General features: G+C 72.2%; 12 protein-coding genes. 8 read left to right on the forward strand and 4 right to left on the reverse strand.

Annotation, left to right across the window (positions count from 1 at the left end; all coding sequences use genetic code 11):
- Positions 1–177: 177 nt before the first annotated feature.
- Positions 178–750, reverse strand: coding sequence for a hypothetical protein (locus NMN56_RS10615; protein ID WP_274038927.1), 573 nt, complete (start codon positions 748–750; stop codon positions 178–180).
- 315 nt (positions 751–1,065) lie between these two features.
- Here NMN56_RS10615 and fmt point away from each other — a divergent pair, with 315 nt between their 5' ends.
- From fmt to NMN56_RS10650, 7 genes are all read left to right on the forward strand, one after another.
- A complete protein-coding gene (gene fmt, locus NMN56_RS10620; RefSeq protein ID WP_274038928.1) occupies positions 1,066–2,022 on the forward strand; it encodes a methionyl-tRNA formyltransferase in 957 nt (318 codons plus the stop codon).
- Positions 2,023–2,445: 423 nt separating this feature from the next.
- Positions 2,446–3,882, forward strand: coding sequence for an RsmB/NOP family class I SAM-dependent RNA methyltransferase (locus tag NMN56_RS10625; protein ID WP_274038929.1), 1,437 nt, complete (start codon positions 2,446–2,448; stop codon positions 3,880–3,882).
- 33 nt (positions 3,883–3,915) lie between these two features.
- Positions 3,916–4,599 carry a ribulose-phosphate 3-epimerase gene (rpe, locus tag NMN56_RS10630; RefSeq protein ID WP_274038930.1) on the forward strand — a complete coding sequence of 228 codons (684 nt, stop codon included), beginning with the start codon at positions 3,916–3,918 and terminating at the stop codon, positions 4,597–4,599.
- Positions 4,600–4,727: 128 nt separating this feature from the next.
- A complete protein-coding gene (locus tag NMN56_RS10635; RefSeq protein ID WP_274038931.1) occupies positions 4,728–5,741 on the forward strand; it encodes a sugar-binding transcriptional regulator in 1,014 nt (337 codons plus the stop codon).
- A gap of 140 nt (positions 5,742–5,881) precedes the next feature.
- On the forward strand, positions 5,882–6,358 hold the full coding sequence (locus NMN56_RS10640; RefSeq protein ID WP_274038932.1) for a cation:proton antiporter regulatory subunit: 477 nt from the start codon (positions 5,882–5,884) through the stop codon (positions 6,356–6,358).
- 49 nt (positions 6,359–6,407) lie between these two features.
- Positions 6,408–7,688 carry a cation:proton antiporter gene (locus tag NMN56_RS10645; RefSeq protein ID WP_274038933.1) on the forward strand — a complete coding sequence of 427 codons (1,281 nt, stop codon included), beginning with the start codon at positions 6,408–6,410 and terminating at the stop codon, positions 7,686–7,688.
- Positions 7,689–7,746: 58 nt separating this feature from the next.
- Positions 7,747–9,183, forward strand: coding sequence for a hypothetical protein (locus tag NMN56_RS10650; RefSeq protein ID WP_274038934.1), 1,437 nt, complete (start codon positions 7,747–7,749; stop codon positions 9,181–9,183).
- Positions 9,184–9,344: 161 nt separating this feature from the next.
- Here NMN56_RS10650 and NMN56_RS10655 read toward each other — a convergent pair whose 3' ends face one another.
- Complete coding sequence (locus NMN56_RS10655; RefSeq protein WP_274038935.1) at positions 9,345–11,120, reverse strand: NADH-ubiquinone oxidoreductase-F iron-sulfur binding region domain-containing protein; 1,776 nt, start codon at positions 11,118–11,120, stop codon at positions 9,345–9,347.
- The gene (locus NMN56_RS10660) at positions 11,117–11,872 is read right to left on the reverse strand and encodes a hypothetical protein (protein WP_280842585.1); all 756 of its coding nucleotides are present in this window, start codon (positions 11,870–11,872) and stop codon (positions 11,117–11,119) included. The genes NMN56_RS10655 and NMN56_RS10660 overlap by 4 nt, the downstream gene beginning before the upstream one ends.
- 718 nt (positions 11,873–12,590) lie before the next feature.
- On the opposite strand from NMN56_RS10660, the gene NMN56_RS10665 reads away from it, so the two are divergent.
- On the forward strand, positions 12,591–13,499 hold the full coding sequence (locus NMN56_RS10665; protein WP_274038937.1) for a PucR family transcriptional regulator: 909 nt from the start codon (positions 12,591–12,593) through the stop codon (positions 13,497–13,499).
- Here the strand turns inward: NMN56_RS10665 and NMN56_RS10670 are convergent.
- Positions 13,380–14,417: a DoxX family protein gene (locus NMN56_RS10670; protein WP_274038938.1), complete on the reverse strand. Its 1,038-nt coding sequence runs from the start codon at positions 14,415–14,417 to the stop codon at positions 13,380–13,382. The genes NMN56_RS10665 and NMN56_RS10670 overlap by 120 nt on opposite strands.
- Between the last annotated feature and the right edge of the window lie 276 nt (positions 14,418–14,693).

Here is a 14,693-nt window from a genome sequence, read left to right on the forward strand (position 1 = left end):
CGTATAGGGCCGTTGCGTACAGGGATGGGCTTCGTGCCGGGATGGCTGCGTACAGCGTGCTGCCCGGCGCGAAGTAGGCACCGGGCAGCGGTTTTCACCTGTTGGGGGGGCGGGATCCGGGGCGGGGTCGGCGTGGGCTGAGCGAGCCGGGAAGGAGCGGAGGAGCCTGTGCGGGGTTCAGCCGTTGCGGGGGCCGGGGAAGGCGCCGGGGCGTGAGTCGTGGGTGGGGGCGGATTGCGGCTGCTGCGGCGGGATGGAACGGGCGGCGGGCACGGCAGCCGCCGGCCTGGGTGCCCCCTGGACGACCGGAACGGGGCGCTGTGGCGTGCCGGTTACGGAGGGCTCCTGGGGACGTGCGGGTGCCGCCGTGGTCTCGGGTGACTCGGCGGCGCCGCGCGCGGTACCGCGCCGCGAACCGTACCTGCGGTGCACCGCCTGCTTGGTGACGCCCAGCGCCGAGCCGACCGCGTCCCAGGAGAAGCCCAGCGAGCGGTCGAAGTCCACCGCGGCTGTCACGAGGGTCTCGACGCTGTCGCGTAGTTCCTGAGCGAGCCTGACGGTCGGGGCGGGGGCGCGGCCGTAGACGACGAAGCCCGCTGACGGGCCGGTGCGCCGCGGGCGGTAGACGTTTCCGAGCTGCGCTGTGAGGGTGCGCAGTGCGTCCACCTGCCGGCGGACCCGCTCGATGTCCCGTACCAGAAGATGCAGGCTGGCCCGCGCCTGGGCGTCGTGGGTTGCGTGGTCGGCCATGAAAAAGCCTCTCGAACCGGCTGAAAAGGGCTGTTTGAGCTGTTGTTCGGGGATATGCGGAACCAGGCCGCTGAGCACGCTGAGCGATGCCCGATTCGGTCAATCTGACTTGACCAACGCCATAACGGTCGCTCTGGTCACGCTGCGGGGGCGCGGAAACGGCGATCGGAGGGCGCGCAGGTGTGCGTACGCCCCCTCGGGCGGGAGCCGCGCGCTGACCGTAAACTGGCTGCCTTTCCGCTCGTTTCCCGCCACTTGTCTCTCTGACACTCCGTCCATTTCACCCGCTCGTGCGTGAGAGGTAGTTCGCCACTGATGAGGCTCGTCTTCGCAGGTACCCCCGAGGTCGCCGTCCCCGCCCTCGACACCCTGATCGCCTCGGACCGGCACGAGGTCGTCGCCGTCGTCACCCGGCCCGACGCGCGCGCCGGGCGCGGGCGGCACCTGGTGCCTAGCCCTGTCGCGCAACGTGCGGCCGAAGAGGGCATCGAGGTGCTGCAGCCCAAGCGCCCCAAGGACGAGGACTTCCTTGTCCGGCTCCGCGAGATCGGACCCGACTGCTGCCCCGTTGTCGCCTACGGCGCGCTGCTGCCCCGCGTCGCGCTCGACGTACCGGCCAACGGGTGGGTCAATCTGCACTTCTCGCTGCTGCCCGCCTGGCGTGGTGCGGCGCCCGTGCAGCACGCGCTGCTCGCGGGTGACGAGGTGGCGGGAGCCTCCACCTTCCTCATCGAGGAGGGAATGGACTCCGGCCCCGTCTACGGCGTCGTCACCGAGGACGTACGTCCCACCGACACCAGCGGCGACCTGCTCACGCGGCTCGCCTTCGCGGGCGCCGGGCTGCTGGCCGCCACGATGGACGGCATCGAGGACGGCAGCCTTGAGGCGGTTCAGCAGCCGGCCGACGGGGTGTCGCTCGCGCCGAAGATCAACGTCGAGGACGCGCGCATCGACTGGACTGCTCCCGCACTCCGTGTCGACCGCGTGGTGCGCGCCTGCTCGCCCGCACCCGGCGCGTGGACCGTCTTCCGCGACGAACGGCTCAAGGTGCGGTCCGTCGGACTCGGCAAGGGGGAAGTCCCCGTCGGCCCGGGGGAGGGGGAGGTCTCTCTGGAGCCCGGTGAGCTGCTTGTCGGGAAGAAGTCCGTGTGGGTGGGGACCGGTTCGCATCCCGTCGAGCTGGAGTGGGTGCAGCCACAGGGCAAGAAGCCCATGCGGGCCGCGGACTGGGCCCGCGGCTCGCGGATCGGGGCGGGCGAACACGTGCGGTAGCCCTTGCGGGCGGCTTCCTCGCTTGGTGTTGCGGGGTCCGTCGTGGTCGCCCCGTTGTGGTCGCCGCGGCGCCTCTTCATTTCGCCATTTCGCCAGGACGCCGGTGTTTTTTTCCTGGATTTCCGATCTTTCCGCCTCAATGGCGGGATGTTGTATGACGGGGTATCGCGGGTTCCGGCGGCGTGGACTCACCGGTAGCGGTGGGTCCGGCACCGCCGGTCACGTCGTGTGGGGTGTTCGCCGTCGCGGCCGAGAAGGGGCGTGCTCGCCGTCTGCTGCGGGGAGGGGGCGTGCTCGCCGTCCCGGTGGGAGAGGGCGTGGGTGGTGGGTGCTGGGGGTGTCTGGCCGTGGGGGGCTTGGGGTGGCGGGGGACGTAGGGTGGGGCTTCGTCCCCCTTTTCTCTTCAGCGGAGCACCTTCAGACGTGAGTACCCGTCCCCGCCAGGGCGCGAAGCCCTACCGGCGTCCCCGTAAGGACCCCGTCCGCGTTCTCGCCTTCGAGGCGTTGCGGGCCGTGGACGAGCGGGACGCGTACGCCAACCTCGTGCTGCCGCCGCTGCTGCGCAAGGCGCGGGAGAAGGAACCGGAGAAGGGCGGGATCGACGCGCGGGACGCCGCGCTCGCGACCGAGCTGGTCTACGGGACGCTGCGCGGACAGGGAACGTACGACGCGATCATCTCCGAGTGCGTCGACCGGCCGCTGCGCGAGGTGGACCCGCCGGTGCTGGACGTACTCGCGCTCGGCGCGCACCAGTTGCTCGGCACCCGTATCCCCGGGCATGCGGCGGTCAGCGCGACCGTCGAGCTGGCGCGGGTGGTGCTGGGGGACGGGCGTGCGAAGTTCGTGAACGCGGTGCTGCGCAAGATCTCGGCCGATGACCTGGAGGGCTGGCTGGAGCGGATCGCACCGCCCTACGACGAGGACGCCGAGGAACATCTCGCGCTGCGCAACTCCCATCCGCGCTGGATCGTCTCCGCGCTGTGGGACGCGCTCGGCGGCGGGCGCCGGGGCATCACCGAGCTGCTGGAGGCCGACAACGCGCGGCCCGAGGTCACCCTCGTCGCGCGTCCCGGACGTTCGACGGCCGAGGAGTTGCTGACCGGCGAGGCGGAGCCTGGCCGCTGGTCGCCCTACGCCGTGCGGCTCGCCGAGGGCGGTGAGCCCGGCGCGCTCGACGCCGTCCGGGAAGGCAGGGCGGGGGTGCAGGACGAGGGCAGCCAGCTTGTGGCGCTCGCGCTCGCACACGCTCCCGTCGAGGGCTCCGACGCCCGCTGGCTCGACACCTGTGCGGGGCCGGGCGGCAAGGCGGCGCTGCTCGGGGCGCTCGCGGCCGAGCGGGGCGCCGCGCTGCTGGCGGCGGAGAAGCAGCCGCACAGGGCCAGGCTGGTGGCCCGTTCGCTGGAGGGCAACCCTGGCCCGTACGCGGTCGTGGCCGCCGACGGCACCCGGCCGGCCTGGGCACCGGGCAGCTTCGACCGGGTGATCGCCGATGTGCCCTGCACCGGGCTCGGGGCGCTGCGCCGCAGGCCCGAGGCGCGCTGGCGGCGCAGGCCCGAGGACCTGGCGGGGTTCGCTCCGCTGCAGCGCGGACTGCTGCGTGAGGCGCTGAACGCGGCGCGCGTCGGCGGGGTCGTCGCGTATGTGACCTGTTCACCGCATCCGGCCGAGACCCGCGCCGTCGTGGACGACGTACTCAAGGCCGCTGGCAAGGAAGCGGGAGGGGCAGCGGCCGAACTGATCGACGCGCGCCCGCTGCTGCCCGGCGTCACCGAGCTCGGCGAAGGCCCCGACATTCAACTCTGGCCCCATCTGCACGGCACGGACGCGATGTACCTCGCGATGCTGCGCCGTACCGCCTGATCACACCGTCCGCCCACACGAGATACTGGACCCATGGCTCAGATCAACCCCAGCATTCTGTCCGCCGACTTCGCCCGCCTCGCCGAGGAGGCGAAGGCGGTGGACGGCGCCGACTGGCTCCACGTCGACGTGATGGACAACCACTTCGTCCCGAACCTGACCCTCGGCACCCCCGTGGTGGAGTCGTTGAGCAGGGTCACGGACACCCCGCTGGACTGCCACTTGATGATCGAGGAGCCGGACCGCTGGGCGCCCGCCTACGTCGAGGCCGGCGCGGGGTCCGTCACCTTCCACGCCGAGGCCGCCGCCGCACCTGTGCGGCTGGCCCGTGAGATCAGGGCCAAGGGGGCGCGCGCCTCGATGGCGCTCAAGCCCGCCACCCCCATCGAGCCCTACGAGGACCTGCTGCCCGAGCTGGACATGCTGCTGGTCATGACGGTGGAGCCGGGCTTCGGCGGACAGGCGTTCCTCGACATCATGCTGCCGAAGATCCGCAGGACCCGGCAGCTCATCGAGAAGCACGGACTCCAGATGTGGCTCCAGGTCGACGGCGGCGTCTCGGCCTCCACGATCGAACGGTGCGCCGAGGCCGGCGCCGATGTCTTCGTCGCGGGGTCGGCCGTGTACGGGGCCGACGACCCGGCAGCGGCGGTGCGGGCACTGCGTGAGCAGGCCAGGTCCGCTGAGAAGAAGGCACACGGGAGCTGCGCCGGCTGAGGGATGAGCGAGCCCGGTTCCGGGTGGCGGCGGATCTGCAAGGATGAACGCGCAGCGCAAAAGCGCCAACAGCGCGGAAACGGCAAGACAGTGAGGTGAGTGCGGTGTCGTCGGGGCGAGCCACGCGAATGGGACCCGCCGAACTCATGCAAGCTGCGGCGATGGCCCGCCGCTTCTATCTGGAGGGCAAGTCCAAGATCCAGATTGCCGATGAGTTCGGTGTCAGCCGCTTCAAGGTGGCCAGGGTCCTGGAGACCGCACTCGAACGGGACCTGGTGCGGATCGAGATCCGGGTCCCCTCCGAGCTGGACGCCGAGCGCTCCGACGCGCTCCGCGCCCGCTTCGGGCTGCGGCACGCCGTCGTCGTGGAGTCGCCCACCGAGGCGGTCGACGACGCGGCCGACCCCGAGAACCTGGGCGAGGTGGCGGCCGACCTCCTCGGCGAGCTGGTCACCGACGGCGATGTGCTCGGGCTCGCCTGGGGCCGCTCCACCATCCATATGGCCACCGCGCTGCGCCAGTTGCCGCCGTGCACCGTCGTCCAGCTCACGGGCGTCTACGACGCGGGAACGGCCGACAGAGGCTCTGTGGAAGCGGTACGCCGCGCCGCCGAGGTCGCCGGGGGAGAGGCGCACCCCATCTACGCGCCCATGCTGCTGCCGGACAGCGCCACGGCCGCCGCGCTGCGGAGCCAGACCGGGATCGCCCGCGCCTTCGAGTACTTCGACAAGGTCACGGTCGCCGCCGTCTCCATCGGCTCCTGGGAGACGGGCATCTCCACCGTGCACGACATGATCAGCACCGAGGAGCGCGACCACTACTCCTCGCTGGGTGTCGCCGCCGAGATGTCGGCCCACCTCTTCGACGTCAACGGCCGGCGCATCGGCCGGGACCTCGGTGAGCGCTGCATCACCGTCGAGGCCGAGCGGCTGCGCCGTATCCCCGAGGTGGTGGCCATCGCCGGCGGGCAGCGCAAGGCAGCCGCCATCGGCGCCGTGCTCCGCTCCGGGCTCGTCACCAGCCTGGTGACCGACACGGCAGCGGCAGACTGGCTGCTCAACGAGGAAGAACCGGGCCCCCGTCCGGCGTTGGAACGTACGGACCCGGACCTCACCGACGTTGCCGGGACAGACAGCTCGTAGCTTCCGGACCGCGGCGCGTGACTGTGCGCCAAGCGGTCGCGGGCGGGGTGCGTACCGGCATGCGAACAGCGCTACGATGCGTCCGGCCCCGGCCGGGAGGCGGCCGGTCAGCGCACGTACGAGGAGGCAGGCAGCACGCCATGACGACCAAGAGCACCAAGCTGCCAGGGCTGGGCACGCAGTACGACATCTCCACCCGTACGGGCCGTCACATCTCCGTCGTCACGCACCAGGACGGCAGGCGGTTCCTCGGTTTCTACAACGAGGAGGACCCGGACGCCTGTGAGGCGACGGTCCGCCTGGACAGGGACGAGGCCGAGTCCCTCGCCGAGATCCTCGCCCCGGGTGAGAACCCCAGGCTGGGGACCTGCGAGATGGAGCTGGACCTGGTCACGGTCCGTATCCCGCTGACAGCCCTGTCCCCCTACAGCGGCGCCCCGTTGGGCGACACACAGGCCCGCACCCGTACCGGCGCCTCCATCGTCGCCGTACTGCGCCGCACCGGGGCCGTTCCGTCGCCCACTCCCAGCTTCCGGCTGGAGGCGGGGGACACGCTCGTCGCCGTCGGTACGCGCGAGGGCGTCGACGAACTCACCCGGATCATCTCCGGCACGTGATCGGCGGGCACGTGACCGGCATATTCCGGACAACCGAGAAAGGCCACACGTGCACGACACCACCATCCTGCTGATCGAACTCGGCGCCGTCGTTCTGGGGCTGGGCCTGGTCGGTCGGTTCGCCGGCCGTATCGGGCTCTCCCCGATCCCGCTCTATCTGCTGGGCGGACTGGCCTTCGGCCAAGGCGGCATCTTCCCGCTGACAGCCAGCGAGGAGTTCATCGAGGTCGGCGCGGAGATCGGGGTGATCCTCCTCCTGTTGCTGCTCGGTCTGGAGTACAGCGCTTCCGAACTGCTCACCAGCCTCAAGACCCAGTACCCGTCCGGAATCGTCGACTTCACACTCAACGCGGTCCCGGGCGCGCTCGCCGCGCTGCTGCTGGGCTGGGGCCCGGTCGCCGCCGTCGCGCTCGCGGGTGTCACCTGGATCTCCTCGTCAGGGGTGATCGCGAAGGTCCTCACCGACCTCGGCAGACTCGGCAACCGCGAGACACCCGTCATCCTCGGCATCCTCGTCATCGAGGACCTGTCCATGGCCGTCTACCTCCCGCTGCTGACCGCGCTGGTGGCCGGGCTCGGGGTCGCGGGAACGAGCGTCGCGATGCTCATCGCCGTCGGCACCGTCGGCCTCGTCCTCGTTCTGGCCCTGCGCTACGGCAAGCTCATCAGCCGCGCCGTCAGCTCCGACATCCCCGAGATGCTGCTGCTCGTCGTTCTCGGGCTCACGCTGCTCATCGCCGGGCTCGCCGCGAAGCTCCAGGTCTCGGCCGCCGTCGGCGCCTTCCTCGTCGGCATCGCGCTCTCCGGGGAGACGGCTGAGAACGCGCGCAGCCTGCTCAGCCCGCTGCGCGACCTGTTCGCCGCGGTCTTCTTCGTCTTCTTCGGGCTGCGCACCGTGCCCTCAGACATCCCGCCCGTTCTGATTCCCGCGCTGATCCTCGCCGTCGTCACCTCCATCAGCAAGATCGCGACCGGCTGGTACGCGGCACGCCGCGCGGGCATCGGCACCCGCGGGGGGCTGCGTGCCGGCGGTGCGCTCGTCGCGCGCGGAGAGTTCTCGATCGTCATCGCCGGACTCGCGGCAGCCGCCGATCCACGGATCACCCCGCTGGCCACCGCCTATGTGATGCTGCTCGTCGTCATCGGGCCGCTCACCGCGCGCTGGACCGAGCCCGCGGTGCGCAGACTCAAGCAGCTGTACGACTCGCGCCGCCCGCCCTCGGGCGGCGCTTCGCTGCCCGCGCCGGTGGAGGCGCCGGAAACGGCCGAGAAGCCCCGGGTGCTCCCGCGTACGACCTTGCGCAATCTCCGTACCGATACGGACAGTTGACGCCGGGGTCCGACGCGCGCCGGGTCCCTTGCGGAAGCCGAGGGGATGTGGGGACCGGATGGGACACGCGGTGGTACTGGGCGCGGGGATGGCCGGACTGTGCGCGGCACGCGCGGCGGCGGGGCACTTCGAGAAGGTCACGGTCGTGGAGCGCGACCGGCTGCCGCCGGATGCCACCGCACGCCGCGGCATCCCGCAGGGCCGCCATGTGCACGCGCTGCTCGGTACGGGAGCGCATGCGCTGGAACGGCTCTTCCCCGGGCTCGCCGGGGAACTGGTCGCCTCGGGCGCCGTGCGCTCCGAACTGCTGGCCGAGGCCCGTTACGTCCTGGGTGACCTGCCGCTCGCGCGCGGCGACGCGCGGGTGACGTCACTCCAGGCGACACGGCCCCTGCTGGAGGCCGGGATCAGGGAACGGGTACGGGCGCTCCCCGGCGTGACGTTCCTGGAGGGGTACGACGTGCTGGACCCGGTCATCGAGGGGCGCGCGGTGACGGGCGTGCGCGTCCAGCGGCGCGCGGGCGGGGGACAGCGGACGAAGCCCGGCGCGGCGGAGTCAGCCGCGGGGAGCGGAGCGGACCCCCACGTGGGACCGGGCGGAACGGAGCCCGAGGTGGAGCCGGGCGGAACGGGGCCCGGCGGGGAGCCGGCCGGGAACGAGCCCGAGGTGCTGCCCGCAGCGCTGGTGGTGGACGCGATGGGCCGCGCAGGGCGCGCGGCGGGATGGCTGGCCGCCGGGGGATATGAGGCGCCGCCCGAGGAACGTACGGACATCGACGTCGGCTACGCGACCCGCTTCCTCATGCTGACCAACGGCGCGCTGGGCGGCGACAAGACCGTGCTGACCGGGAACTTCCCCGCGCACCCCGGGCGGGGCTGCGCGCTCTTCCTCCAGGAGGACAAGCGCTGGATACTCACCCTCGCGGGCATGGGCGGTGACCATCCGCCCATCGACGAGGAGGGCTTCCGCGCCTTCGCGCGTACGGCCCTGCCAGCCGCCCTGTACGACGTCGTACGCGGTGCCGAGGTGCTGGGCACACCGGTCTTCCACCGCTTCCCGTACAGCGTGCGGCGCCGATTCGAGCGGCTGGAGTCGTACCCGGACGGGCTGGTGGCCGCGGGGGACAGCGTGTGCAGCTTCAACCCCGTCTACGGGCAGGGCATGAGCGTCGCGGCGCGTGAGGCCGAAGTGCTGGACACATGTCTGCGCGGCGCGCTTCCCGACCTGCCCCGGCGCTACTTCGCGCAGATCGTCAAGGTCGTCGGACCGGCGTGGGACCTGGCACGCTCCGCCGACCTGTCCGTACCGGGAGTGGGCGCACGGCGCACGCTGGGCACGCGGATCGTCAGCCGTTACATGCAGCGGCTGCTCACCTCGGCCCAGCGCGACCCCGAACTGGCCGCGCTCTACGTCCGCGTCATCGGCCTCCTCGACCCGCCCTCCAGGATGCTGGCACCCAGGGTGGTGCGCGCGGTGGTGCGCGGAGGCGGGTGACCTGGACGCCTGTGTGTGGGGTGGGGGTGCGGGCACGGCGAGTGCTTGTGGGCTGCGGGTGCGGGTGCGGGTGCGGGTGCGGTTCGGTTGCGGTGGCGACTGTTTTCGTGCGGGGTGCTCCTTTCCTGCGTACCGTCTCAATCCTCTTCCTGCGTATCGCCTCAGCCCTCCACGCGCAGTGCCAGCGCGGGGCAGCGGCGTACCGCGCGTTGCGCGTCCCTGCGCAGATGTGCGGGGACGGGGATCGAGGAGTGCGTGGGGTAACCGTCGGGACTCAGCTGAACGAGGCCCGGAACGACCCCGGCGCACAGGCCGTGGCCCTGGCACAGCGCCCAGTTGACGACCAGTCGCGCCGTGTCGCGGGCGGGAGCTGAGGGGCTGGACAGCGGGACACCGGGTGCCGGCAGGGAGCCGAGCACCGGGCGGCCACAGGGCCGGCCCGCCGCGTGCGCGGCGTAGTCGTCGGCGAAGGCGGACAGCGCCGAGGTGACGAAGCGCGCCGTACCGTCCGGGTGCGTGCACGCGCCCCGGCCCGCGAGAGCGCGTGCCCTCCGCCGTACGCTGTCCAGGGCCGCTGAGGAGCCCGCGCCCTCTGCTGCCCGTTCCAACTCGGCCGCCAGCGCGGGCAGTCCGAGCACGCAGGGCCCGCACTGGCCGGCCGACTCACGGGCCAGCCAGTGCGCCACACGTACCGTCTCGCCGACGGGGCACGTCTCCTCGGGCAACGGCAGCACGGCTCCGGCGCCCAGGGTGCCGCCGAGGGACTCCAGCGACTCGCGGGACACCCGTGCCGCGCGCGCCGCATGGGGACCGAGCCAGCCGCCGTGGTAGCCCCCGACCAGGACGCCCTGGCCCGGGGGTGTCCCGCACAGTTCCAGCAGATACGCGAGCGGCACGCCCGTCGGTGTCTCCAGGACCCTGCTCCCCGCCACCGTCAACAGCACCGTGCCCGGCTCGGCCGGGAGACCCTTGGCGCGGAACCCCGTGGGGCCCAGCCGTGCCACCAGCGCGAGCTGCGCGAAAGTCTCCGCGTTGCACAGCAGCGTGGGCGCCCCGCCGACACCGGCATCGCTCACGTGCTCCCTACGGCTCCCTGAAGGCAACGCCGGGGCCTGGCCCAGCCCGTTGACCAGCGCGGACGACTCACCCGTCACATAGCGGTCGGGCAGCAGCGCCACCCGCACCCGTGCGCGTGCCGCCTCGGTGCCCCGTGCGGCGAGCGCCTCCTGTACCGAGGACGCCACATCGCGCCGGGTCACGCCCACGCACACCTCCCGGGCGCCGAGCGCTTCGGCCGCCAACAGGGCGCCGTCCAGGACGAGATGAGGGGTGTGCAGCAGCAGGGCAGTGTCCTTGAGGCTGGCGGGTTCGCCCTCACAGGCGTTGACCACGACGGCCGTACGGGCCCCGCGCCGTGCGGCGGTGTGCAGCACGGCGCGCAGCTTGCGCGCCAGCGGGAAACCCGCGCCGCCCCGGCCTCTCAATCCGGTCAGCTCCGCCAGTTCCAGCAGTTCACCGGCCCGCAGCGGGGGCGGCGAGCCGTGCACACGCAGGTGCGTGGCCCGGTCCAGACGCCGCACCTGCTCCAGCCCCGCCAGCACCCGGGGCGGCCCGAACGAGGCGAGCTGCACGGCGCCGGCCTCCGGAACGCCGGACGGGGTACGGGTATCAGCCCGGGGCGCCGGTCCGGCATCGGCTGGTGTACGGGCTCCGGGGGGCGGCACACCGGCTCTGGACGGTGGGATTCCGGACCTGGGTGACGGTGTGCGGGGGCCGGGAGGTGTGCGGGCATCGGCGGCGGTGCGGGGCTCGGTGGTGGCGCGGGTACGCGTGGGTGTGCGAGCACGGACGCGGGCGCCGCTCGCGATACGAGTGCCGGCTGCGGTACGGGCCTCGGCCGCGGTACGGGCGCCGGGCGGCAGGGACTGGGAGGTCACGGGCGCTCCTTCGTGTCGGCGGGAAGCGTGGCGGTTCCGGGGGTGCCCGAGTCGTCGGGGGATGCCGGACCTGCGGCAGCACGGGGCGAGTTGGAGCCGCCGTTCCCCGGGGCCAGTCGGTGTGCGAGGACAGCGGCGACCCCGACGAGGCAGAGCGCATAGGCCACCGTCACCCAGGCGCTCGCGTGCCGGCCAGAGCGCAACCCGTGCACGAGCGCCGCGCCCCACGCCGGGTAGGCACACATGTGGAGTGCGCGCCACCAACGGGGGTGGCCGCCACGCGCGAACGCGGCCCGCACGGCGCCGGTGACAGCGACCGCCACGAAGAGGTAGCCCGCGACCGTGCCGAGGCCGATGAGTACGGGCCGTGCCTCGTCCGTGAGCGGGACGGCCGCAGCGCGGACTCCGGTGACTTCGCTCGCCACCTTCACCCACACGTGCAGCCCGAGGAAACCGAGGCCCGCGACGGCTGTTCCCCTGTGCACGCCCTGCGCGAGGAGCCGGTGTATGGGCCCGAGGACGATCCGGTCGGTGGCCGCGAGCCCCCACAGAACGGTCGCGGTGAGCGAGACGAGTGCGAGCACTCCCGCAGCGCGGTCGAGGAAGGCCCACGCGCGGCTGAGCGTTCCGTCGGTGACGGCGTAGAACAGCGCGAGAAGCGCCACGATCCCGAACGCCGTGTGCAGCGCACCGGGCCGGGGCCCTGCCGTACGGCGCCCCGAGCGGAACCAGCGTCCTGGGAACTGCGGCACGGGCCGCCGTGCCGGCGGGGGCGAGGGGAAGCGCGGGGGGACCGGGGGGAGTTGTTGCCTGTGTGACGGGAGCTGCTGTGGGGACATCGGGATCTCCCGAAGTGGCGGGCGTCGTGCTTCCTGCCTGGTCGCGGCCCTTCTGCGCTGGCCACAACGGGTGGGCCGGGAGTCAGAAGCATCGTTCAACAGGGCGGGCTCCACCCAGTCTTTGTCGCGCTGTGACAAATTCCCGCACTGACGGCACCGCCGCGTCCCGAGGCTGCGGATGATGCCCTCCGACCCGGTTGGAAGGAGCGTGCACATGTGTGACCTTCGAGCCGAACTCCCCGTCATGGCCGACCAGGTGGTCGAGGCGTTACGCGCCAACCTCCACGGGGACATCGATGCGGACGGGGCCAGAGCGACAGTCGAACGCGTGCTGCGCGAGGCGCTGTGCCCGCGCGAGCCGGCGGGGACGCTCGGCCACGAGGGCTCGCGAGGCCCAGGTCCAGATCCAGGTTCGGGCCCAGGCCCGGGTTCAGGTCCAGGCCCAGGTCCGGGGCCAGGTCTGGGGCCTGGTTTGGGTCCCAGCCCGGGGCCTGGGCCGGGTCCGAGTTCGAGCCCGGGTTTAGACCCGGGTTCGAGTCCAGATCCAGATCCAGGCCCGGTTCCGGGGCCAAGCCGAGGACCAGGCCCGGGTCCAGGTCCAGATCTCGGCCCGGGACCAAGCCCCGAGGTGGTGCCCGGACACGGGGTGGTGTCCGAGGGCGAGGAGGTGCCCGTGCACGAGGGCGTGGCGGGAGGACCGGTGCCCGACACGGTGGAGCGGGCGCGCAGATTGCTGTTCGCCACGCTCACCGCGGAGCCCTGGCCGCCGGGCGCATACGGGCACAACCCGGTGCTGCCGGTGCCCGAACTCGCCCGCTCGGCGCGGTGGCCGCTGCCCGCGACCGTATGTGCCGTCGTCCTGGCCACACCGTGCGAGACACCGCCGCTCGCCACCGCGTTCGCGCACACCCTCGCCGGCCCCGTGGACGGGGAGCCCTGCTTCCTCCTTCCCGATCCCGACGCCGGAACCTGTGAGGAACTGGACGCCGTGCTGCGCGGCTGGACGGCCGCCGTCGGCCACACTGTGTCGCTCGCCGACACCACCGCCTCCGTCCGCTGGGCCAGACGCCTGCTGGAGCTGGCCCCGGTACGCGGCGCGGGCGCTGCCGAGCAGCGTGCTGCTTTTGTCGACGACCATCTCTCCATGCTGCTCCTGCTCCAGGACGAGTCGCTGGCCCGCGCACTCTCCGAACGCTGGCTGGGCCCCCTCGCCGAGCTGACACCACGGCAGAGCGAGAGGCTCGAAGTCACGCTGCTGGCCTGGCTGGAGAGCGGGGGAGCACCCGAGGCGGCCAAGGTTCTCCAGGTGCATCCGCAGACCGTTCGCTACAGGTTGCGCCAGATCGAGAAGGTCTTCGGCCCCGCACTGCGCGACCCGCGCTCCCGCTTCGAGCTGGAGCTGGCCCTGCGCAGCCGCCGCCTACTCGACCTTGCCCGCCGAAACGGCACCCGCGCCACCTCGCGCAGACCCCGTCCACCCGCCTCCCTCGGCACCCGCCTGCCGGGCGCCGCCAAGGAGGCCCGCATCAACGGGCTTTAGGAAGGAAGCCCCAAGGCCCTCCGGGGTGGCCGGGGTGTGTGTGCGGGGTATGGGGCGTAGGGCCCAGGACATCAGGGTGCAGAGGGTGAAGAGTCCGGTCCACAGGAGGTGGGTCGAGGCGGAGCCGGATATGACGTGTGAGGTGAACGCGCCCGCGAAGTTGAAGAACGCTCCGGCGTAGGCCCATTCCTTGAGCCGGGGGTGGCGGGGTGCGAGCAGGGCGAGGGTGCCCAGGATCTTCCAACTGCCCAGGAGAGTCAGGAAGTAGGGCGGGTAGCCGAGGTCAAGAACCCCTGCCGCGGTGCCCGCACGGCGCAGCAGATCGGCAAAGCCGCCGGTGAGCAGGACGAACGCGATGATGCCTGTGCTTGCCCAGTAGCCGATTCTCTGCGCTCTTTCCTTGCGCGGAGAGTGCGGAGACCGCGTTGACGTGTGGAACGGGGGCAGGGGGCGGGCGCTCAGGGCGCGGCGGGGCGCGGGTCTGGTGAGCCAGGAAGCCGCGGTGAGTGCCGCGAAACCGAGCGGAATGGTCGCGGCGGCGGGGTCACCCGTCGCGGATTGCGAGGCCACAGCGCCGCTGTAGAGGAAGAACACCCCGGCGTAGGCCCATTCCTTCAGGCGCGGCACCCCGCGAGCGACCAGCACCACCGCGCCCGCGACCTTGCAGACCCCGATGATGAGGGCTGCGAAGGAGGGGTAGCCCAGGTCCTGTTCGAAGACGGCACGCACAGAGTCCGTCCGCAGTACGTACCAGATGCCGTACACCAAGGACTCGGCCGCGATGATCAACGTGGCCGACCAGTAGGTCAGGCTGCGCGGCCTGGCCCTGGCCCTAACCCTGGCCGGGGCCCCGTCCTTGGCCCCGGCCCCGGCACGGTCCCGGACAAGTGCCGGGATCATCTTGCTGTTTCTGTTCACGTGCTCGCTCCTCGTGTCCCCGCGTCACATCGACGCGCTTCGGCGGGTCATATAAGTGACACGCGGCGAACGGGGAGTGTGACCGATGGACAGGAACGGCACGGGATTCTCGCGGAGGGTTCCGGGGAGTACCGGCCCCTTCTACGGGCCGGCGCGGGGGAACCCGACCGCAGGCGCGGACCGTCAGCGGAGCGGGTCCGTGACGCATGCGGCAGTGCCGCTCGGGCGCGACCAGCCAGGCAGGCGCCTGCCTGCTCGAAGAGTTCGCGCGATCAC

The organism is Streptomyces iconiensis (assembly GCF_028657195.3).
GTDB lineage: Bacteria > Actinomycetota > Actinomycetes > Streptomycetales > Streptomycetaceae > Streptomyces > Streptomyces iconiensis.

What these genes read in the sequence shown, in the direction of transcription:
- NMN56_RS10615 (WP_274038927.1), bottom strand. Translation starts at nt 750, where the DNA reads ATGGCCGACCACGCAACCCACGACGCCCAGGCGCGGGCCAGCCTGCAT.
- fmt (WP_274038928.1), top strand. Translation starts at nt 1,066, where the DNA reads ATGAGGCTCGTCTTCGCAGGTACCCCCGAGGTCGCCGTCCCCGCCCTC.
- rpe (WP_274038930.1), top strand. Translation starts at nt 3,916, where the DNA reads ATGGCTCAGATCAACCCCAGCATTCTGTCCGCCGACTTCGCCCGCCTC.
- NMN56_RS10635 (WP_274038931.1), top strand. Translation starts at nt 4,728, where the DNA reads ATGGGACCCGCCGAACTCATGCAAGCTGCGGCGATGGCCCGCCGCTTC.
- NMN56_RS10640 (WP_274038932.1), top strand. Translation starts at nt 5,882, where the DNA reads ATGACGACCAAGAGCACCAAGCTGCCAGGGCTGGGCACGCAGTACGAC.
- NMN56_RS10650 (WP_274038934.1), top strand. Translation starts at nt 7,747, where the DNA reads ATGGGACACGCGGTGGTACTGGGCGCGGGGATGGCCGGACTGTGCGCG.